This window comes from Clostridium sp. E02 (genome assembly GCF_003833015.1).
Lineage (GTDB): Bacteria > Bacillota > Clostridia > Lachnospirales > Lachnospiraceae > Lacrimispora.
Map to the genome: position 1 here is coordinate 52,793 of NZ_RJLQ01000018.1, position 20,625 is coordinate 73,417.

Annotated in this window: 19 protein-coding genes and 1 riboswitch; of the genes, 3 read left to right on the forward strand and 16 right to left on the reverse strand. The window is 41.6% G+C overall.

The genetic code is table 11. From position 1 onward, the window contains the following. Nucleotides 1-45 precede the first annotated feature (45 nt). The 3 genes from EFT72_RS14240 to EFT72_RS14250 all read right to left on the reverse strand — a co-directional run bounded on the left by EFT72_RS14240 (nucleotide 46) and on the right by EFT72_RS14250 (nucleotide 5,455). The gene (locus tag EFT72_RS14240) at nucleotides 46-960 is read right to left on the reverse strand and encodes an NYN domain-containing protein (protein WP_124067586.1); all 915 of its coding nucleotides are present in this window, start codon (nucleotides 958-960) and stop codon (nucleotides 46-48) included. Between the two features lie 221 nt (nucleotides 961-1,181). Beyond that, complete coding sequence (gene carB / locus EFT72_RS14245) at nucleotides 1,182-4,385, reverse strand: carbamoyl-phosphate synthase large subunit (RefSeq protein WP_124067587.1); 3,204 nt, start codon at nucleotides 4,383-4,385, stop codon at nucleotides 1,182-1,184. Beyond that, on the reverse strand, nucleotides 4,385-5,455 hold the full coding sequence (locus EFT72_RS14250; RefSeq protein ID WP_124067588.1) for a carbamoyl phosphate synthase small subunit: 1,071 nt from the start codon (nucleotides 5,453-5,455) through the stop codon (nucleotides 4,385-4,387). Before EFT72_RS14250 ends, carB begins: the two co-directional genes overlap by 1 nt. A 300-nt stretch (nucleotides 5,456-5,755) precedes the next feature. Here EFT72_RS14250 and EFT72_RS14255 point away from each other — a divergent pair, with 300 nt between their 5' ends. Beyond that, entirely contained in the window at nucleotides 5,756-5,953 is a 198-nt protein-coding gene (locus tag EFT72_RS14255) for a hypothetical protein (RefSeq protein ID WP_124067589.1), read from the forward strand. Between the two features lie 103 nt (nucleotides 5,954-6,056). Then, nucleotides 6,057-7,325: a peptidoglycan-binding protein gene (locus EFT72_RS14260; protein WP_124067590.1), complete on the forward strand. Its 1,269-nt coding sequence runs from the start codon at nucleotides 6,057-6,059 to the stop codon at nucleotides 7,323-7,325. 71 nt (nucleotides 7,326-7,396) lie between these two features. Here the strand turns inward: EFT72_RS14260 and EFT72_RS14265 are convergent, their stop codons facing one another. The 11 genes from EFT72_RS14265 to EFT72_RS14315 all read right to left on the reverse strand — a co-directional run bounded on the left by EFT72_RS14265 (nucleotide 7,397) and on the right by EFT72_RS14315 (nucleotide 17,257). Next, complete coding sequence (locus EFT72_RS14265) at nucleotides 7,397-8,302, reverse strand: DUF368 domain-containing protein (RefSeq protein WP_124067591.1); 906 nt, start codon at nucleotides 8,300-8,302, stop codon at nucleotides 7,397-7,399. A gap of 36 nt (nucleotides 8,303-8,338) precedes the next feature. Then, nucleotides 8,339-9,019: an HAD family phosphatase gene (locus EFT72_RS14270; protein ID WP_347561888.1), complete on the reverse strand. Its 681-nt coding sequence runs from the start codon at nucleotides 9,017-9,019 to the stop codon at nucleotides 8,339-8,341. 78 nt (nucleotides 9,020-9,097) lie between these two features. Further along, on the reverse strand, nucleotides 9,098-9,880 hold the full coding sequence (locus tag EFT72_RS14275) for an N-acetylmuramoyl-L-alanine amidase (RefSeq protein ID WP_124067592.1): 783 nt from the start codon (nucleotides 9,878-9,880) through the stop codon (nucleotides 9,098-9,100). A gap of 79 nt (nucleotides 9,881-9,959) precedes the next feature. Further along, entirely contained in the window at nucleotides 9,960-10,415 is a 456-nt protein-coding gene (locus tag EFT72_RS14280; protein ID WP_124067593.1) for an Lrp/AsnC family transcriptional regulator, read from the reverse strand. Nucleotides 10,416-10,550: 135 nt separating this feature from the next. Next, on the reverse strand, nucleotides 10,551-11,780 hold the full coding sequence (locus EFT72_RS14285; RefSeq protein ID WP_124067594.1) for an LL-diaminopimelate aminotransferase: 1,230 nt from the start codon (nucleotides 11,778-11,780) through the stop codon (nucleotides 10,551-10,553). Nucleotides 11,781-11,797: 17 nt separating this feature from the next. After that, the gene (gene dapF / locus EFT72_RS14290; RefSeq protein ID WP_124067595.1) at nucleotides 11,798-12,610 is read right to left on the reverse strand and encodes a diaminopimelate epimerase; all 813 of its coding nucleotides are present in this window, start codon (nucleotides 12,608-12,610) and stop codon (nucleotides 11,798-11,800) included. Nucleotides 12,611-12,626: 16 nt separating this feature from the next. Further along, entirely contained in the window at nucleotides 12,627-13,166 is a 540-nt protein-coding gene (locus tag EFT72_RS14295) for an ANTAR domain-containing protein (RefSeq protein WP_347561890.1), read from the reverse strand. Nucleotides 13,167-13,216: 50 nt separating this feature from the next. Then, nucleotides 13,217-14,554 carry a type I glutamate--ammonia ligase gene (gene glnA / locus EFT72_RS14300; RefSeq protein WP_124067597.1) on the reverse strand — a complete coding sequence of 446 codons (1,338 nt, stop codon included), beginning with the start codon at nucleotides 14,552-14,554 and terminating at the stop codon, nucleotides 13,217-13,219. Nucleotides 14,555-14,731: 177 nt separating this feature from the next. Next, nucleotides 14,732-16,597 carry a heavy metal translocating P-type ATPase gene (locus EFT72_RS14305; RefSeq protein WP_124067598.1) on the reverse strand — a complete coding sequence of 622 codons (1,866 nt, stop codon included), beginning with the start codon at nucleotides 16,595-16,597 and terminating at the stop codon, nucleotides 14,732-14,734. A 15-nt stretch (nucleotides 16,598-16,612) separates the two neighbouring features. Then, nucleotides 16,613-16,837, reverse strand: coding sequence for a cation transporter (locus EFT72_RS14310; RefSeq protein WP_124067599.1), 225 nt, complete (start codon nucleotides 16,835-16,837; stop codon nucleotides 16,613-16,615). A 39-nt stretch (nucleotides 16,838-16,876) separates the two neighbouring features. Then, complete coding sequence (locus EFT72_RS14315; protein WP_124067600.1) at nucleotides 16,877-17,257, reverse strand: metalloregulator ArsR/SmtB family transcription factor; 381 nt, start codon at nucleotides 17,255-17,257, stop codon at nucleotides 16,877-16,879. A 117-nt stretch (nucleotides 17,258-17,374) separates the two neighbouring features. Continuing rightward, nucleotides 17,375-17,447: riboswitch (Fluoride riboswitch) on the forward strand. Nucleotides 17,448-17,500: 53 nt separating this feature from the next. Between EFT72_RS14315 and EFT72_RS14320 the strand changes: the two genes are divergently transcribed. Next, nucleotides 17,501-18,718, forward strand: a complete 1,218-nt coding sequence (locus EFT72_RS14320) for a chloride channel protein (protein ID WP_124067601.1) — start codon at nucleotides 17,501-17,503, stop codon at nucleotides 18,716-18,718. A gap of 88 nt (nucleotides 18,719-18,806) precedes the next feature. On the opposite strand, the gene EFT72_RS14325 is transcribed toward EFT72_RS14320, so the two are convergent. Together EFT72_RS14325 and EFT72_RS14330 are read right to left on the reverse strand one after the other, a co-directional pair. Further along, nucleotides 18,807-19,190 (reverse strand): NifB/NifX family molybdenum-iron cluster-binding protein, encoded by a 384-nt coding sequence (locus EFT72_RS14325; RefSeq protein ID WP_124067602.1) that lies wholly within the window; start codon nucleotides 19,188-19,190, stop codon nucleotides 18,807-18,809. Nucleotides 19,191-19,265: 75 nt separating this feature from the next. After that, the gene (locus EFT72_RS14330; RefSeq protein ID WP_124067603.1) at nucleotides 19,266-20,615 is read right to left on the reverse strand and encodes an MATE family efflux transporter; all 1,350 of its coding nucleotides are present in this window, start codon (nucleotides 20,613-20,615) and stop codon (nucleotides 19,266-19,268) included. Nucleotides 20,616-20,625 lie beyond the last annotated feature (10 nt).

Here is a 20,625-nt window from a genome sequence, read left to right on the forward strand (position 1 = left end):
CCTATGAAATAAAAAACTGTGTCGGTCTTGTACCGACACAGTTTTTTATTTTAAATAGACGGATTTGCTTTTATTTCTATTCTCTCGTACTTCCAACTGTGAGATACTCTGAACAAATTTTGAAAAAGTAGAATATCCATAGTCCTTCACTTTAAAATCTGTAAATTTTCGATGCATTCCATTACCAAGAGCTGCCAGTTCCATTCCATTCTTGCCTGAACTTTTTACCAGCCACACAACATAATCATCTAGTTCCTGTTTTCTGGTACGGTTGTCCTTTAGTCGTACTGTCACAACATTATTGTGTTTCCTAAGTTCAAAACTATCCATCTCTTCCAAAAACTTGGACAAAGAACTATACCCATAATTTCTCACATCAAAATCAGAATATTTCTTTACCAGGCGATTTCCAATTTCTCCCAATCCTGTTGGTTTATTCTTATCGTCATTCTCTAAAATAATAGAAGTGATATCCTGTTCTATGACTCCTTTGCCAATGGTTCCGCCACCCGTTCCCTCATCATCCTGGTCAAGAAGTACTTCCAGATTGGTGAAAACAGTACAGGCAGCACGGAAGGATTTGGGCGTCTTATCTTCCCCCATACCGATCACTTCTTTTCCGGATTCTCTAAGCCGGCTTGCCAACCGTGTAAAATCGCTATCACTAGAAACAATGCAGAATCCATCCACCTGATCGGTATAAAGTAAGTCCATGGCATCAATAATTAGTGCGGAATCCGTTGCGTTCTTACCTACGGTGTTGGAAAACTGCTGGATGGGAGTAATGGAATTCTCCAATAATTCCTGTTTCCACTTTACCATCTGCGTGCTTGTCCAGTCTCCGTATATTCTTTTGTAAGTAATTACCCCATAACGTGTCATCTCATCCAAAATACATGTAATGTATTTTGCGGATATATTATCCGAATCAATCAATACTGCAAATTTCTTATCACTCAATCCTCTGCTCTCCCGTCCTAATTTGTTAATTAATGACTCTAACTCTTATTATATTTCATTTTTCCATTTATTACAATCACTTAACAGTGGCGAATATGGGAGAATTTTTTCAATGTTATATTATTATGAATTTATGTGCTTCTAATCAGCTTAGGGATAACAAATAATTCTAAAAAGACCAAAACATCTAAAATCAATGTTTTGGTCTTTTTATGCCATTCTTATGCGTTTTTCACTGTAGCAATATCAATGAGTGTCAGTTCTTTTGCTCTGTTTTCCATGCTGGTCACAAGTGCTGATGCCGTATCCAAAGAAGTTAAAACAGTCACTCCTGTTTCTATTGCATTCCTGCGGATTACAAATCCGTCCTTGGATTTTTCTGCCCCCTGAGGTGGGGTATCAATTACAAGGTCAATTTCGTGTCCTAATATGAGATCCAAAAGATTGGGGGATTCCTGTTCTAGTTTTCGTACCTGCAACGCTTTTACGCCATTTTCATTTAAGACTTTCGCTGTGCCGGCGGTAGAAAAAATCTTATATCCCTGATCCTTAAATCTTCTTGCTATGTCAATAATCTCTTCTTTGTCCGAATCCCTTACCGTGATGATCATATTCTTATGCTTCGGAAGTTTAATTCCAGCCCCTGCAAATGCTTTATACAAGGCTTCATTGAATGTCTTCGCAATTCCCAGGCACTCTCCAGTCGATTTCATCTCCGGCCCCAGACTAATGTCTGCTCCCCGGATTTTCTCAAAAGAGAACACTGGCATCTTCACTGCAATGTATTCCGCTTTTGGCTGCAGACCTGGTTCATACCCCAGTTCTCGAATGGTATGTCCACAAATCACCTGAGTTGCCAATGGGACGATCGGAATTCCAGTTACCTTACTAATGTATGGAACCGTACGGGAAGAGCGTGGATTTACCTCAATGACATAAACTTCCTCTCCGCTTACTATAAACTGAATGTTAATCATACCTTTGACATGAAGCGCCGTTGCCAGCCTTCTTGTATATTCGACCAACTTGTCTTTGACTGCTTCTGTTAAACTTTGAGCCGGATATACGGAGATACTGTCACCGGAGTGAACACCAGCCCGTTCAATGTGTTCCATAATTCCTGGAATAAGAATCTCTTTCCCATCACAGACTGCATCAACTTCAATTTCTTTTCCAACTATATACTTATCCACCAAAATCGGGTGATCTTGAGCAATCTGGTTGATGATCCCAATAAATTCATCCATATCCTGATCCGATATTGCGATCTGCATCCCCTGTCCACCCAGTACATAGGATGGTCTTACTAAAACTGGATATCCTAGTTTATTCGCTGCCACTTTGGCTTCTTCGGCGGTATATACGGTTTGACCTGCAGGTCTTGGTATCTTGCAATCTTCTAATATCTTATCAAAAAGCTCTCTGTCCTCTGCCGCATCCACATCATCTGCTGCAGTTCCGAGAATGGGAACTCCCATCTTCATTAATGCCTCTGTCAGTTTGATGGCTGTCTGGCCGCCGAACTGAACCACAGCTCCGTCTGGCTTTTCGATGTCAACAATACTTTCCACGTCCTCCGGAGTAAGCGGTTCAAAATACAGCTTATCTGCTATATCAAAATCCGTACTGACTGTTTCCGGATTGTTATTTACAATAATGGTCTCATACCCTTCTTTGCTAAAGCTCCAGGTACTGTGTACACTACAGAAATCAAACTCGATCCCCTGACCGATTCTTATAGGACCAGAACCAAGCACCAAAACTTTTTTTCTTCCAGCTGTCTGCACTGCCTCGTTTTCACTTCCAAAGCAGGAGTAGTAATATGGCGTCTCTGCCGCAAACTCTGCCGCACAGGTGTCCACCATCTTGAAAGCGGCTGTTATCCCATTGTCTTTTCTTCTCTGCTGTATTTCTTCTATAGATATACCGGTCAGTGTTGATATTACGGTATCTGGGAATTCCAGTCTTTTTGCTTCTTTTAACAGTTCAGTGGTGAGAGGCCCTTTCGTTAAGGCTTCTTCCATCTCCACCAGAATAGCCAGCTTATCAATAAACCAGACATCAATCTTTGTAATATCATGAATGGTTTCATAGGGAAATCTTCTTCTTAAAGCCTCCGCAATCACCCAGATCCTTCTGTCGTCTACCAGATGAAGGGTTTCTGTGAGCTGATCATCGGTGAGGCTGGTAAAATCGTAAGACATTAAGCTGTCCACATGCTGTTCCAAGGACCGGATCGCTTTCATTAGACCACCTTCGAAATTGGTACAGATGCTCATTACCTCGCCTGTAGCTTTCATCTGCGTTCCCAGCGTCCGTTTGGCGGTTAAGAACTTATCAAAGGGAAGACGGGGCATCTTAACCACACAGTAGTCTAACATAGGCTCAAAGCTTGCGTAGGTCTTCTTTGTTACAGCATTTTTGATCTCATCAAGAGTGTATCCCAGAGCGATCTTTGCAGCAACCTTGGCAATGGGGTAACCGGTTGCCTTAGATGCGAGAGCTGAGGAACGGCTGACACGAGGATTTACCTCAATGACGCAATATTCAAAACTCTCTGGATTTAATGCATACTGCACATTACAGCCTCCAGTAATTCCGAGTTCACTGATGATATTGAGCGCAGAAGTCCGTAGCATTTGATATTCTTTGTCTCCTAATGTCTGAGAAGGGGCCACGACTATGCTGTCTCCGGTATGCACTCCTACTGGATCAATATTTTCCATGTTACAGACGGTAATTACATTGCCTGCCCCATCTCGCATCACCTCATATTCGATTTCCTTCCAGCCTGCAATGCAACGTTCCACCAGAACCTGTCCTACGCGAGATAAACGAAGTCCATTCTCTAAAATTTCCCGACACTGTGTTGGATTTTCAGCAATTCCTCCTCCAGATCCTCCCATGGTATAGGCTGGACGGAGCACAATGGGATATCCGATCTCTTGTGCTATTTTAAGTCCTTCTTCCACATCCTCTACGATGTCGGAAGGAGCCACTGGTTCCCCGATCTTTTCCATGGTATCTTTGAACATTTCTCGATCTTCTGCCTTTTTAATGGTTAAAACCGTGGTTCCTATGAGACGAACCTTATATTTATTTAAGAAACCAGAATCTTCAAGTTCCATTGCAAGATTAAGACCAGCCTGACCACCAAGGGTTGGCAGAACACTGTCTGGTTTTTCTTTTAAGATAAGCTGCTCCACAACCTCTACGGTTAATGGCTCAATGTATACTTTATCTGCAATGTCTTTATCCGTCATGATGGTGGCTGGATTGGAGTTAAGAAGAACGACTTCAATTCCTTCTTCTTTTAAGGAGCGGCATGCCTGGGTTCCTGCATAATCAAACTCAGCAGCCTGACCAATGATAATGGGGCCAGATCCCAATACGAGTACCTTTTTAATATCTTGCTTCTTTGGCATTATTTGTCCTCCATCATATTTAAAAAACGATCGAATAAGTAACTGGAATCTTGGGGACCCGGACAAGCTTCCGGGTGATACTGTACGGTGAATATATTCTTACCTATATATTTTAACCCTTCATTGGTTCCATCATTCACATTGACAAACGCAGGAACTGCAACGGACGGATCCACGGTATCAATGTCTACCACATACCCGTGGTTCTGAGAAGAGATATAAACTCTTCCTGTCTCTAAATCTTTTACCGGATGATTTCCTCCCCGATGCCCATATTTTAGTTTATGGGTATCGGCACCAGTTGCCAGCGCCATAAGCTGATGTCCCAGGCAGATGGCAAAGATGGGAATCCCCGATTCATATAATTTTTTAACCTCTATTATAATCTCTGCACATTCTTTGGGATCTCCTGGACCATTGGATAGCATAATTCCATTGGGATTTTCTGCAAGGATCTCCTCTGCTTTCGTCGCAGCCGGAAAAACCGTAACCGCACAGCCTTTGTTGTTTAAAGAGTGTGCAATGTTGTTTTTTGCACCAAGATCCAATAGTGCTACTCTTTTTCCGTTTCCAGGCAGTACATACTTCTCCCTGCATGTGGTTGCATTCACTACACCAGTAACTTTGTAATCTTTTATACGCAAAATGGCTTCGTCAAGATCAATTCCTTCCTTGGTGGTGATCATGCCGTTCATCGTACCTTTTTCTCTTAAAATTTTTGTTAGGGCTCTTGTATCGATACCACTGATACCGGGAATGTCGTTTAACTCTAAGAAATGCTGAATGGTGTCCTCGCATCTAAAGTTGCTGGGGATTCTAGATAATTCTCTGACAATATAACCAACTGGCCATGGTTTTTTTGATTCCATATCTTCCTTACAAATACCGTAATTACCAATAAGAGGATAAGTCATAACCACCGCCTGTCCCGCGTAAGAGGGATCGGTTAAAACTTCTAAATACCCCGTCATGGAAGTATTAAATACGATCTCACTGATCACTTCTCGTGTTGAACCAATGCTAGTTCCTGTGAAAACAGTTCCGTCTTCCAATATTAAAAAAGCTTTCATACGCAAAGTACCATTCCTTTCTTACTTGTTGTCCACGCTCTCTGGACATAATGGTATACCCGGAGGGTGTTTCTGGTTTTTTGAGCTCACTGATATCAGCCCAAATTGTATAGATTATACATGATCCTGAGACATTTTTCAACTGTTTTTTTCTTATTTATTTAACTACTTTTTATACAATTTTTTGTTTTTTTCAGATATTTCAAATGTATATATTGCATATTTATTCATATTCTCTTATATTTAGTTAAAAGTATAGTTTCTATCTCATTGGAACAAACTATTTACGAGGTGATAATTATGATAGAAAACAACGAGCTTCCCATTGGATTTACCATGGAACTGGCACAGCATACAGATATTATGTCCCGTTTTGCAGGACTTCCAAAAGAACAGCAAAACCAGATCGTAAACGGAGCCAGATCCATTCAAAGCCGAAACGAAATGCGCGGCTATGTGGAATCCATTTTCCAGGAACCCACATCTCATTTTTTCTAAACAAAAGCCCTGCAGAGATGACTTTCAGTTTCAGCGGGGCTTTTGTAATGATTTCTTTTCCCCCTTAATATATTAATAATAATCATTTCATTAAGGGGTTTTTATGAATCGATACATAATGAATGCTACACAGGAGGAAACGGATTCTACCGGCATGCTCCAGGTTGATGTTGTATCCATTGAAAACAACTACCCGATCAACGATGCCGAAGTTTTTATTTCCTACAAAGGAGAGCCTGGCAGTACCTTAGAGCAATTGAAAACGGATTCTTCCGGCCAGACCGAAACGGTAAATCTAGCGGCTCCACCCTTGGATTTAAGCCTAAACCCAGGACTAATCCAACCTTATTCCGAATATTCTCTCATGATTCAAGCACAGGGTTTTGAACCAGTTGAGATTTCCGGAACCGAAATACTACCCGATGCCACAGCCACCCAGCCCGTAAAAATGACTCCCCTTCAGGATCAGACAGGCGCTGATATTCCCATTGTGATTCCGGATCATACTCTCTATGGGGATTATCCACCTAAAATAGCAGAAGCTGAAGTAAAACCCATAGCTGAGACCGGTGAAATCGTATTAAGCCGTGTTGTAGTCCCTCAAACGATCATTGTACACGACGGAGTCCCCACCGACCCTACGGCACCCAATTACTACGTCCCTTACGGGGATTACATTAAGAATGTAGCTTCCAGTGAAATCTATGCCACCTGGCCAAAAGAAGCGATTGTTGCCAATGTACTTGCTATTATGAGTTTTACACTCAACCGGGTCTATACCGAATGGTACCGGAATCAAGGGTATACTTTTACCATTACTTCATCAACTGCTTTTGACCATAAATGGATATATGGGAGAAACTTTTATGAGAGCATCTCTGAAGTTGTTGACGAAATCTTTAATAGTTATTTATCTCGCCCTGGTATCAAACAGCCCATTCTGACCCAGTATTGCGATGGAAATAGGGTTACTTGTCCCAACTGGATGTCTCAATGGGGAAGCTGTGATCTTGGAAAGCAGGGATACTCTTCGATTGATATCATCCGTTACTACTACGGAAGCAATATGTATATCAACACTGCAGACCAAGTTTCTGGTATCCCCTCCTCCTGGCCTGGGTATAATTTAGATATCGGTGCCAGTGGGGAAAAAGTACGTCAGGTACAAGAACAGCTTGATAAAATTGCAACCGTTTACACCGCCATTCCCCGGACCACCGCTGACGGAATCTACGGTGAGGCTACTGCAAATGCGGTCAAAGAGTTTCAACGCATCTTTAAACTTCCAGTTACAGGTATCATTGACTTCTCCACCTGGTACAAAATATCTAACATCTACGTTGGTATTACACGAATTGCAGAATATTCCTAACACAAAAAGGGCTTCCTCCCGTTTGTTGCCATTAGGCATTTTCAATCGGAGGAGCCTTTTTTGCATCCGAATTATTCCCCTTCTCCTCCCAACAGTCCAGCTCCTACATATCCAAGCAGAGCTAGAGCAATTCCGAACAGGATTTCGTACTGTTTCAGATGACACCAACCCACATCCCATAAGATAACAAACGGGGAAGAAAGCACCAAACCTATAATGACCTGATACATCTTTTGTCTATAATCAGTTAATAAACGTTCCACAAATTTAGCGAATACAAAGACGCCCAGACACATCCCAGTAAAATAGGGGAGCAAGACCAGCCCATTTAAAAATAAACTCTCCATATCAAACGAGGAGAGCGCACGGATACAAGCATTGTTTGTCTGTAAAATTGGTTCATAAAACCCCAGCATCATCATAATCATAGAACCGCTGACTCCAGGAATCACCATTGTCGCTGCCCCAATCAGACCAACAAAAAACAGAGTAAAAACCCACAAATTTCCAGAAGAAAGATACGCAGCTCCAGATGCCATCTCCATCCCCTCCCCATTGTGTCCGGTGGTAATAACCAATTCCGCCATAAATGTGACCAAAAGAACGATTACACAGGTTATCCCAGCAGCTCCTATCCCTTTCGCCTTTTCTTTTAAGTCTCCCTGAAATGACTTTCCAATGAGGGATGGAAGTCCCCCTCCAATAAGACCCAAAAATGCCATTTTAGTCTGGAATGGATAAGTATGAAACAGATACTCAAACCACAGGGACAAAAAAATAATCCCAACAACTGCACCAATTCCGTAGGGAAGCAGAATTTTAAAACTCTTCACTGGTTCTTTTAATAACCGGGTAACCGCATGAATGATTTTGTCATAAACTCCCATGGTGATTGCCAGCATCCCGCCACTGATTCCGGGTAGTATATTCGCCACACCGATGACTACGCCTTTTAGAAGCTCATTGAAATACTTCAAGCAACTCCTCCTGATTTTAATAGATATATACCTATCTTATGCCTTTTTTAATACATCTAATACATCTTTCACCCGTGTAAGCTTATAATCTGCCAGACTCTGATCAAACCCATACCGGTCATCTAATATGGCCGCTATCTTCATACCAGCTCTATAGGCGGCTGTGATCCCGATGGTGGAATCTTCGACAACCAGACACTCAGAAGGGGAAACTTCCAATTTCTCTGCCGTATAAAAATAAATCTCGGGGTTTGGCTTGCTTTTTTTAAACTGATTTCCACTCACCACAAAGTCAAAATAAGAACGGATCTGGTTCTCCCTTAAAACCCTTTCTACCAGTTCTAGTTGAGTGGATGATGCAACTGCCAGATGATATCCTTCTTTTTTTAACTGTTCTAGTGTTTCAGTTACCTCTGTCCGGTATATACTTCGGTAATCAATCTCACTGTAAACATTTCTCTGACGAAATTGGGTACGCAATTCTTCCCAGGTTTGTCCATTGTTTACTGCTCGTTTTAGTACTTCCCAGGAATCCTTTTTCGTAGCTCCCACCATAGGAAAGAGATGCTCAAGTTTCACATCAGGATTCTTTTTCTTCGCAAATTCCAGCTGATAGTTTAAATATACCCCTTCGCTGTCAATAATGACTCCATCCATATCAAATATTACTGCCTGAATCATAGTATAACTCCTTTGTACTTGCTCTACTTCAACCATTCCTTCAAAACTCCTTCGGGTATCCCATCGAAACCGCCGGAATAAAACAAACCTCATCTTATTTCCGGCGGTTCTGATTCAATAAACAGCAGGGCGTTTTACCATAAATGTATTATAGCCCAACTGCCGCAACGCCTGCTCCATTCGTACCGCATTGTCAATGCTTCGGAATGCGCCTGCCCGAACTTTATATAGTCCATCTTCATAAACAACGAATGCAGGAAAGCCCTGAGCTTTTAACTCATCTACCTGTTTTTCTGCAAGCGTATGAATCTGATATGCACCAGTTTGTACCTGATAGTATTCCGGCTCCGTCTCTTCCTGTTCCTTGATCGCCCTCAAAATACCATTCGCTATGGCTTTGGCAATTTCATGTAAATTCTCATCAAATATTTCATTATCTGATTCACTGTCTATATATCCGACCTCCACTAAGACAGAAGGCATCTTTGTCCGTCTTAGCACGACTAATCCAGGACGTTCCACCGTGCCCAAATTCGTAAATCCGGATTTATTTAATTCTTCTCCCATGTTTTTAGCCAGTATTCCTTCTATTCCTTTCTCTTCAAATACTATGGTTTCAACTCCGGAACCGGTGCCTGGGGTAGGCATGGCATTGCGATGTATCGAAATAAAATAATCGGCTTCCGCATTATTGGCCATCATGGCTCTTTCAAGAGGAGTATTATAGGTATCGTCAGTTCTGGTATATCTGACATCCACTCCGTTATCTGCAAGAATGCTGCCTACAACGACTGCGAGTTTTAAGTTATCATCTTTTTCCTGCCGTCCCTGGTAAGTCGCACCTGGATCTGCACCACCATGGCCAGCGTCTATTGCTACCATCTTTCCCTCAGCCAAAAGAAAAACTCCTTTCCCATACCTCTATCTTATAACTTATGTAAAAGGAGAGAGCTCCGTACCAGATTTCTTCCCAGATTTATTCTTTTACTCCTATTTCCGCCATCACATCCACCCCTCTTGGTCCTACCGGAGTGGAGAATACAATCTGAGTGTTTGACTTTCCATATTTTTGAAGCTGTCCGATAAAAACATCCAACTCCATGGTGCTCTCAAAAGCAACTTTAATCAGCATGGAATAATCTCCTGTCACACAGTTGCATTCCAATACATTTGGAATGGCTTCCATACTGGCATAAAACGGAATCTTATCCACAGGTGAAACATCCAGATTCACAAAGGCTATGATATGATATCCCAGTTTCATGGGATCCACAGACGCATGATATCCGGTTATGACTTTCTCCCGCTCTAGTTTTTCAATTCTAGAGGAAACCGCAGGCGAAGACAGAAACGTTTTTTCTGCTATGTTCTTTAAGGATGCCCTCGCATTCCTTTGCAGGGTCTGTATTATTTTCTTATCAATATCGTCCATATCGTCCTCCTTAAAAATAAAAAAAGCGTCAGTATCGCATGGACACTGAACGCTTTTGTTCTTACAAATTAAACTATAACCTTATGAATCTTCTCTTGAAATAATCATAACCAATTATGAAACACTTGTCAACGTTTATTTTATTAAGGATGCCATTTTTTTTATTCGTTCTATGGCTTCGTTTGTATTCTCATATGTGCCGAAGGCGGTCAGTCGAAAATAACCTTCTCCGCTGGGTCCAAAACCGCTTCCTGGAGTTCCTACCACACCGGCCTCTAATAATAACCGATCAAAGAAGTCCCAAGATGTCATCCCCTCCGGTACTTTCAGCCAGATATAGGGTGCATTTACACCACCATAAACATCAAAACCCACTTCTTTTAATCCATCATAGATAACGGATGCATTTCTCATGTAATAAGCAACTTGTTCCTTCAATTGCGCCTTCCCCTTCGGAGAATAAACCGCACAAGCAGCCTTTTGAACGATATAAGGCGCACCGTTAAACTTGGTTCCATGTCTTCTCGCCCAAAGAGAATGAAGAGATACTCCCCCTCGAATCAGCGTCCTTGGGATGACGGTAAAACCAAGACGCATCCCTGTAAACCCAGCACTCTTTGAAAAGGAACGAAACTCAATGGCACAAGTATTCGCCCCTTTTATCTCATAAATAGAATGGGGCACATCATCGTTAGATATATAGGCCTCATAAGCAGCATCATAAAGTATAACTGCCCCTTTATCATTGGCATAATCTACCCACACCTTTAACTGTTCCCGGTTCAGCGTTGTACCTGTGGGATTATTGGGAACACACAGATAAATCAGATCGGGTGTCTCCTTTGGAAGGTCAGGCACGAACTTATTTTGAGCTGTACAAGGCATGTAGATCACGTTGCTCCACTTCCCCGTCTCTTCGTCGTAGTCCCCAGTTCTTCCTGCCATAACATTCGTATCAACATAAACTGGATAAACTGGATCACAGACTGCAATCCTACTATTTACATCAAAAATTTCCTGAATATTTCCACAATCACTTTTAGCTCCGTCTGAAACAAAGATTTCATCTGCTGAAATCTCACACCCTCTTTTTCTATAATCCTCATTGGCAATGGTCTCTCGTAAAAAAGGGTAACCAAGATCCGGTGCATACCCATGAAACGTCTCTGCCTCTCCCATCTCACCGACTGCCTCATGAAGAGACTCAATGATGGCTGGTGCAATCGGTTGGGTGACATCCCCAATCCCAAGACGGATTATCTTTTTTTCCGGATTTTCTTTTGTATAAGCATTTACCTTTTCTGCAATAGTAGAAAAAAGATAGCTTCCAGGTAATTTTATATAATTTTCATTGATCTTAACCATAGTTCCTCCTCAAACCTTTATAAATTTTTTATCTCAAATACTCCTGTAAATACTTCTACCGCAGGACCTGTCATGAATACATGGCCTGTTTTATCCCTGTCCCAGTGTATCGTAAGATTTCCACCCTTTAGTTCCACTTCCACTTCATTCGATGTTCGGCCACTTAATGCAGAAGCAACGGCACTGGCGGTCGCCCCTGTACCACAAGCCCAGGTCTCGCCACTGCCCCTTTCCCATACCCGCATCCGGATATATCCAGAATTGATTACTTCGATAAATTCTGAATTTGTCCGTTCTGGAAATCGTGGATGCGTTTCGAAAGATGGCCCTATGGCTTCTAAATCCAAATCGTCGATGTCATTAAGATAGTAGATTGCATGAGGATTTCCCACTGATATTCCAATAAATTCATAGTTTTTTCCACTAATTTCAATGGGTTCTGGTACTTTACTAAACACTTGGGGCATCCCCATATCAACGGTAATGAGAACCGCTTTCCCATTCTCCTCTGTGATGGTTAGATGCTTTATTCCTGCTTCTGTTTCTACTTCAAACTCTTTTTTCTCCACCAGATGATGGTCAAACACATATTTTCCCACACAGCGGATTCCATTGCCGCACATCTGGCTTTCCGAACCGTCTGCATTAAACATCCGCATCCGACAGTCTGCCTTCTCAGAGGGACCGATTAAAATCAAACCATCGGAACCGATTCCAAAATGACGGTCGCTGACCTTTTTTGAAAGTTCTACGGGATCTTCCACCGTTTCCTCAAAGCAGTTGATATAAACATAGTCATTGCCAATCCCCTGCATTTTCGTAAATCTCATACGTATCCTCCTGCTCCTATCGATTGATTAAACTCATAATCATCTGGGCGGTTTCTACCATATTGGTTCCACTGTCCATGCTGCACTTCTGGATATAACGGTGTGCCTCCATTTCAGACATGTGGTTCCGCTCCATTAGTAGTTCCTTCGCCAGTTTGATTGTTTCTACTTCTTCTTTGCTACGGTCTTTTTTTTGACTTTTTAATTTTTTGCGGTTTCTGGATAGCGTTTCCATCATCATTCCCATAGTACTTAAAAGATCCTGTACCTTTAAAGGAAGCCCTAGACATACAACATCCTCTGGTGCACTTGTGCTCCACTGGTTTGGTGAAGCCACAAGAAGCATCTGTACCCCTTTAGGAATACAATCATAAATCTCTTGATACACCATATCCGCAAATCTACAGCCACATACAACGATTCCACTGCCCAGTTCATCTGCACTATTAACCGTTTGGGCACCAGAGGTACAGACCGCAGAGACCATAAATCCGTTTTTCATAAGAATATTTTTTATTTTTTTTGCATCCTCTGCTTTTGAAAATGCTACTATCACGTTGGTCAAACACTCTCACCTCCAGATAACCGAATTAGGAACAGAAACCATCAATACTTATACAAGTATTCTTCCACTTCCCAATCTGTCACCTGCGCCCGGAACACACGCCATTCGGATTCCTTGGCCTCTAGGTACTTGGTATGAATGTGTTCTCCCAATACTTCTTTCATGAATTCATCTTTTCGAAATGCTTCAATGGCTTCCCCCAAAGTTTCAGGAAGCTGTTCAATCCCTTTTGCAGTTATTTCTTCCTCTGTCATAGCAAAAACATTGGATTCAACACTAGGGGGCGGAGTCATTTTCTTTTCAATTCCATCAAGTCCTGCTGCCAGACAGGCCGCCAAGGCAAGGTATGGATTGACTGCAGAATCCGGGCTCCGAAGCTCAATGCGTGTACTGATTCCTCTGGAGGATGGGATTTTAATCAGCGCGCTTCGGTTGGCTTTTGCAGACCATGCAATATAGACCGGAGCATCATATCCGGGAACCAGACGTTTATAGGAGTTAATAAGGGGATTTGTAAGAATTGTCATTCCCTTCATATGGGAAAGAATTCCAGCCATGAATTGATATGCCGTCTGGCTCAGTCCTCGTTCATCCTCCTGGTCTTCAAACATGTTTTTCCCTAAGAAGTCCGACAAAGACATATTAATGTGCATTCCGGAACCATTGACTCCCGCCTTTGGTTTTGGCATAAAGGTGGCATGAAGCCCATGGCGTTTGGCAATCGCCTTCACTGCCATCTTAAACGTAATCACATTGTCAGCGGTTACCAAGCCTTCTGCATACTGAAAATCAATCTCGTGCTGTCCAGGGGAGATTTCATGATGAGACGATTCTATCTTAAATCCCATCTCTTCCAACGTAAGAATCATATCTCTGCGCACATTCTCTGCCTGATCAATGGGCGCTACATCAAAGTAACCAGCCATCTCATGGGTGTTGGTTGTTGGCTGTCCTTCCTCATCCATATGAAATAGGAAAAATTCACATTCTGGACCTGCATGAAACACAAACCCCATATCTTTTGCCTTTTTTAACACTTTTTTCAATACAAACCGAGGATCGCCTTCGAATGGTTTCTTATCTGGACAATAAACATCGCACATCAGTCTTGCCACTTTTCCCTGCTGAGGGCGCCATGGAAATATTTCAAACGTATCCAGATCTGGATAGAGATACATATCAGATTCTTCAATTCTCACAAAACCTTCAATGGAAGATCCATCAAACATACATCGGTTATCCAATGCCTTTTCTAACATACTTTTTGTAATTGCCACATTCTTTAACATACCAAAAATATCAGTAAATTGAAGACGAATAAATTCCACATCCTCTTCTTCTACAATGCGGTAAATATCTTCTTTGCTATACTTGCTCATAATATATTCTCCCTTTCTCATTTCGCATCAGAAATCCTTACGGTATCAGACTCTCTTCCTAGAAAATGGTTCCAAAAAAGGGGTAGGCAAACACAGTCTCGAAACAATGGACCATCTTTGCACCACCCCCGTTATATGTGTAAAATATAACAGCTGAAAAAAAGTTTGTCAATATTTTTATTGTCTGCCCTTATATTTTAGTGCTCTTACTGCATTTAAAATTGCAAGAACAGAAACACCTACATCTCCAAATACGGCCGCCCACATCGTAGCAATTCCCACTGCGGAAAGAGCAAGGATCAGAATCTTAATCCCAATGGCGAACACAATGTTTTGTTTCACGATTCCAACAGTTTTTCTGGCAATCAATATGGTATCCACCAGTTTTGATGGTTCATCGGTCATAATCACCACATCGGCAGCCTCTACCGCTGCGTCTGAACCAATTCCTCCCATGGCAATGCCCACATCCGCACGAGCAAGAACAGGAGCATCGTTGATGCCGTCCCCTACGAACGCCAGCATTTCAGTTTTTGATTTCTTTGCCAACAGTTCTTCTACTTTGTTAACTTTGTCTCCCGGGAGCAGACCACCATAGATTTCATCAAGTCCAAGCGTTTCTCCTACCAGCTTTCCAACTTCTGGCTTATCACCCGTAAGCATAATCAGCCGTTCCACTCCAGCTTCCCGCAATCCCTTTAATGCCTTTGGCACATCTTCTCTTATGGTATCTGAGATCGTAATCGAACCCAGATATTTATCTCGATCCGCTACAAATAGAGTGGTTCCAGTGATAGAAGTTTCCTGATTAATCGCTATCCCCTGTTGTTTCATCAGTCTCTCATTGCCGATGAAAAGTTCCCATACTCTATCCTTATCTTTCACCTCTGCACGGATTCCATAACCGGCAATTTCTTCCGTTTTTAGAATTTGTGACTCATCCACTGGTTTTCCAAATGCTTCTTTCACAGACATAGCAATTGGGTGATTGGAATGATACTCTCCATAGGCAGTCAGTTTTAACAATTCTTCTTTGGTTCCTGCGCTTGCATTCACCTCTGTGACTGTGAATTTACCTGTGGTAAGTGTTCCTGTCTTATCAAACACAACCGCATTCAAAGATGCCATTGCTTCCAGGTAATTGCTGCCTTTTAACAAAATCCCCTGTCTGGATGCAGCTCCAAGTCCTCCAAAGAAACTTAAAGGAACGGAAATCACAAGAGCACAGGGACAGGATACCACAAGAAAACTACAAGCTCGGTAAATCCACACCCCCCACTCACCAGTAACCAAGGAAGGGATTATGGCCAGCAGTAAAGCAAGTACAACGACAATCGGAGTATAAATTCTTGCAAATCGGGTGATAAAGTTTTCTGCTTTTGCCTTTCTGGAACTAGCATTCTCCACCATCTCAAGAATCTTTGAAACAGTCGAGTCGTCAAACAGCCGGTTTACCTTTACCTCCAAAACTCCGTTTAAGTTAATGGAACCGCTGATTACAGGATCATGCTCTTGAACCTCCACAGGCATAGATTCTCCGGTAAGTGCTTTGGTATCAAGTCCACTGCTTCCCTTTACCACAACACCGTCAAGAGGTACTTTCTCTCCTGGTTTTACAACAATAATATCCCCAATTTCAACTTCGTAAGGATCTATTTTCTCCTCTTTTCCGTTTCGGATTAAATTGGCATATTCTGGATTAATATCCATTAATTCGGATATGGAATTTCTAGAACGGTTCACTGCATAGTCGTTAAAGAGTTCCCCAATCTGATAAAACAACATAACTCCAACAGCTTCTTCCATGGCTCCGATACCAATCGCACCAAACGTTGCAACTGACATTAGAAAATTCTCATCAAAAAATTGACCATTTTTAATATTTCTCAAGGCTTTTAAAGGAATATCATACCCTGCCGCCAGATAAGAGATTATGAATGGAAGAAAATACCAGGACACCTTTCCTTTTACTAGCATACCTGCTGTAAAAAAAACGGCACTAACCAAAAGCCTGATTCCCATTTTTTTCTGTTTTTTTGTCATAACCGCTCCTTTGTTCTAACGAAGCACCTTAAATTCTGCCTCTGGTTCTATCTTATGTGCTGTTTCCCTCGCTGCTTCTATTACCTCATCCAATTGACTCTCTTCGACCTCCAGTGTAAGTCTCTGGGTCATAAAGCTTAACGATGCATGATTTACCCCTGAGAGTTTCTTTACTTCCTCTTCAATTTTAGACGCGCAGTTTGCGCAACAAAGTCCTTCCAGCTTAATTATCTTTTTCATTATTCTCTCCTTTTCTACTAATTCTATGAACGTATGGTATTATTCACTAATATGTTCCATTCCCTGTGCCAGAATCGTCTCAATATGTCCATCGGCAAGGGAATAAAAAACAGTCTTTCCATCTCTTCGATTTTTAACCAATCGCATCTGCTTTAAGATTCGAAGCTGATGGGAAATAGCAGACTGCCCCATCTTTAGTAAATTGGCAATATCGCATACACACATCTCTGACTGGCTAAGTACATATAAAATTCGAATCCTGGTGGCATCCCCAAATATCTTAAAAAAATCTGCTAGATCTATAAGTTCCTGATCTTTCGGCATTGCTTTTATTACTTGATTCACAATCGATTCATGTACACAGATAAAATCACATTGATCGATCTCTGTATCCATCTTTTTATTGTCCTCTAGATCCATATTACACCTCATTTCTTATCTTGTCATATGAATGACTGTTCATATGTTTATATTATCACATTAACAGCTTTTGTCAAGGATATTTGGGATTGAAAATAAAAAATTTTTGTGTTACAATGCCAGCTAGGGAATGAAGTGCTCCCTTGGCATAAGCCAAAACCGCTGATACGCTGATGACTTCTGCTTTTGCAGGATCATTGGCTTTTTTATTATTTATCATTTCGTTTATTGATTGGAGGAGTAATGTTGAAAAAATTTGTACAATCCTATCTTGATGTGATTCTTCTTACGTTGATCGCCGTTCCGATTGGTGCTTTGGTGGGTTTGATTGATGCTGGATTTGGACGCGTACTCTTATGGATCACAGAAATTAGAGGAGAATATCCATATTGGTTCATTCCATTTCTAGGGATAATTGGAGTTTTTATTGTTTGGTGTTACCAGACGTTTGGGGGAGAAAGTATGAAAGGAATGGCTCTTGTGTTCGAAACTGGACATGGAGTAAGATCAGATATTCCACTGCGTCTTATCCCTTTTACGATTGTAGGAACCTGGCTTACACATCTGTTTGGAGGAAGTGCAGGAAGAGAGGGTGTTGCCATACAAATTGGTGCCACTGTTTCCCATCGTTTCAGTAAATATTTCAGCCGGAAAAACAGTGGCCGGATTCTACTGATCGCTGGTATGGCTGCCGGATTCTCAGGTCTATTCCAAACCCCTGTTGCCGCAACCTTTTTTGCCCTTGAAGTTTTAACGGTGGGCGTTTTGGAACAAGAAGCCATTTTACCAGCTCTAACCGGTGCTTACACGGCCTGTTACGTTTCCAAGTGGGCTGGCCTTGAGAAATTTTCATTTGCACTGACTGATTCTATTACCGTAACTTCGCCATTAATTTTGAAGCTGGTTTTAATTGGTATCTTATTTGGAGCCGCTGGAGGTGTTTTTTCCCTTCTTCTACATAAAACCAAACATCTAGCTGTAACCTTATTTAAAACCCCCTGGATCCGTATTCTAGTCATCGGTATATTCATTAGTATTACTTCCCTTCTCTGTATGAGTGGTCGTTATTCTGGTCTTGGCACTAATTTAATATCCATGAGTTTCAGCCAGGGAATCAAACCATGGGATTTTATACTAAAACTATTGTTTACCACAATCACCTTAAGTGCTGGATTTCAGGGAGGAGAAGTCACTCCAATCTTTTCCATTGGTTCTTCCTTTGGAATCGTACTGGCATCACTCCTTCATCTCCCTCCCGCTTTTACCGCTGCTCTGGGGTATACCGCTGTATTTGGAAGTGCCACCAATACACTCATCGCTCCCATGATCATCGGTGTCGAGGTATTTGGACTCAACTATCTCCCTTATTTTGTGATCGTCTGCACGCTTGCCTATGTTTTTAATGGGAACCTATCCATCTATCCTCTGCAAAAAGTGAAAGCGGATAATTCTAATTCCTGATCTATCATTCTAAAAAAATGCCCACAATCAAGTGTTTATTCCGTACCTTCCACTTGAACGCGGGCATTCTCTCTCTATTATTTAATTATTACCCACAGGTTCCTCCATGATTATGACATTCATGATCTTCTCCCTCGTGGTGATGATTGCACTGTGTATCCGGATCATAGGTAAGCGTACCATCTATTAGGTCTTTTAATGACTGATCACAATTGCCTTGCACCCCTGGATATAGTTCAATCCCTGCTTCTTTCAGCATGTTTCTTGCACCAGCACCAATTCCACCACAGATAAGAGTATCCACTCCAAGTTCTTTTAAAAAACCAGCCAAAGCTCCATGTCCGCTCCCATTGGTATTATGAATCTGTTCTTTCGTTACGTTTCCCTCTTTTACCTCATAGACCTTAAATTGATCACACTGACCAAAATGCTGAAACACGTCTCCACTGTCATAAGTTACTGCAACTTTCATGTTAGAACCTCCTTATTTTCTGATATTTTATCGTTTAACATTTATGATAGAACAGTTCTTGTCATATGTCAATAATTATTTTCGATTTACAATCCGGTTAAAAAAAACGATGTAGATGGAAACGGACACCACTGAACTAATTAGATCAGAAAGTGGTTCCGTATAAAAAATATTGACAGCTCCATATAAAGCAGGTATCACAAACGCTCCCACCAAAAATATACATTTTCGAAACATAGAAAAAGCGATTGCCGCCTTGGCAATCCCCATTCCAGTAAATCCATCTACTACTACATACTGCAATGCCAGTGGTATAATGCTCATGGTATAGATTCGGATTGCCCAAACTGTAAGATTTACATAAGTTTCATTTTGCGTAAAAATACGAACAAAGATTCCAGCACTGGTATTCGCAAATACAAACATAATAGACGTAAACAAAAGGGCTAGAATGGCAATGTGAATTTCCGCAGCCTTGATCCGATCCGGCCGACCTCCCCCATAATTATATCCTAATATCGTCTGGGTACCGGTAGTAATTCCGCTTAAAGGCATGGTAACCATCAACATAAAACTTTGAACAATGGTCATACAGGTAAGAAGCATTCCTTTCATTCCCTCCCCACCGTATCGCATGATAACAGTATTCAGGGTTATGATTAGAATATTATCGAAGGCAACGATAAGGAATGGGCTCAGCCCCAGAGTTAGAATTCGTTTGATCAGAGAACAATCATAGCCTTTAAATGTTATCTTAACCAACGTTCTTTGTCCAAATAAAAAAGTCAATCCATATGCACAGGATACCATTTGAGATAGTACGGTTGCAAGCGCTGCTCCCTTTACACCAAGACCAAAGCTGAAGATAAAAACTGGATCTAATAGGATATTTAAAACAGCCCCATATAGCACCGCTTTCATACCCGCTTTCGCAAATCCCTGGCAAATAATAAAGGGATTAAGCCCCGCTGACAAAAGTGCAAATACAGTCCCCGTTAAATAAAGAGACAGATAGGAATCTGCATAGTCAAATATAACCCCTTCTGCCCCAAACCAATGCAGCATCCTATCTTTAAATAGGAAAGAAAGAAACGTAATTCCTACCGAAACAATCAGTAGAACCAGGAATGAATTGGCTAAAATCTGTTTGGCCGCCCGTTCATTTTTCTCCCCCATTCGAATGCTCATAAGCGGAGAGCCACCGGTTCCCACTAAAAAAGCAAAAGAAGAAATCAGACTTACAATGGGGCCACAAATTCCCACTCCAGCTAGTGCTATCTCTCCAGTTTTTGCAATATTTCCTATGTACATTCGATCAACAATGCTGTAAAAAACACTGACAAACTGGGCTAGCATGGAGGGAAGAGCAAGCCTCCACACCAGTCCTTTGATACGATCCGTATCTAAATTATTCTCCGCGTTCACCTTGTACTCC

Coding starts and splice junctions, on each gene's coding strand:
- EFT72_RS14310 (WP_124067599.1), bottom strand. CDS start 16,837: ATGAAAAAGATAATTAAGCTGGAAGGACTTTGTTGCGCAAACTGCGCG.
- EFT72_RS14260 (WP_124067590.1), top strand. CDS start 6,057: ATGAATCGATACATAATGAATGCTACACAGGAGGAAACGGATTCTACC.
- EFT72_RS14320 (WP_124067601.1), top strand. CDS start 17,501: ATGTTGAAAAAATTTGTACAATCCTATCTTGATGTGATTCTTCTTACG.
- EFT72_RS14280 (WP_124067593.1), bottom strand. CDS start 10,415: ATGGACGATATTGATAAGAAAATAATACAGACCCTGCAAAGGAATGCG.
- carB (WP_124067587.1), bottom strand. CDS start 4,385: ATGCCAAAGAAGCAAGATATTAAAAAGGTACTCGTATTGGGATCTGGC.
- EFT72_RS14270 (WP_347561888.1), bottom strand. CDS start 9,019: ATGGTTGAAGTAGAGCAAGTACAAAGGAGTTATACTATGATTCAGGCA.
- dapF (WP_124067595.1), bottom strand. CDS start 12,610: ATGAGATTTACGAAAATGCAGGGGATTGGCAATGACTATGTTTATATC.
- EFT72_RS14250 (WP_124067588.1), bottom strand. CDS start 5,455: ATGAAAGCTTTTTTAATATTGGAAGACGGAACTGTTTTCACAGGAACT.
- EFT72_RS14325 (WP_124067602.1), bottom strand. CDS start 19,190: ATGAAAGTTGCAGTAACTTATGACAGTGGAGACGTGTTTCAGCATTTT.
- EFT72_RS14285 (WP_124067594.1), bottom strand. CDS start 11,780: ATGGTTAAGATCAATGAAAATTATATAAAATTACCTGGAAGCTATCTT.
- EFT72_RS14255 (WP_124067589.1), top strand. CDS start 5,756: ATGATAGAAAACAACGAGCTTCCCATTGGATTTACCATGGAACTGGCA.
- EFT72_RS14305 (WP_124067598.1), bottom strand. CDS start 16,597: ATGACAAAAAAACAGAAAAAAATGGGAATCAGGCTTTTGGTTAGTGCC.
- glnA (WP_124067597.1), bottom strand. CDS start 14,554: ATGAGCAAGTATAGCAAAGAAGATATTTACCGCATTGTAGAAGAAGAG.
- EFT72_RS14315 (WP_124067600.1), bottom strand. CDS start 17,257: ATGGATCTAGAGGACAATAAAAAGATGGATACAGAGATCGATCAATGT.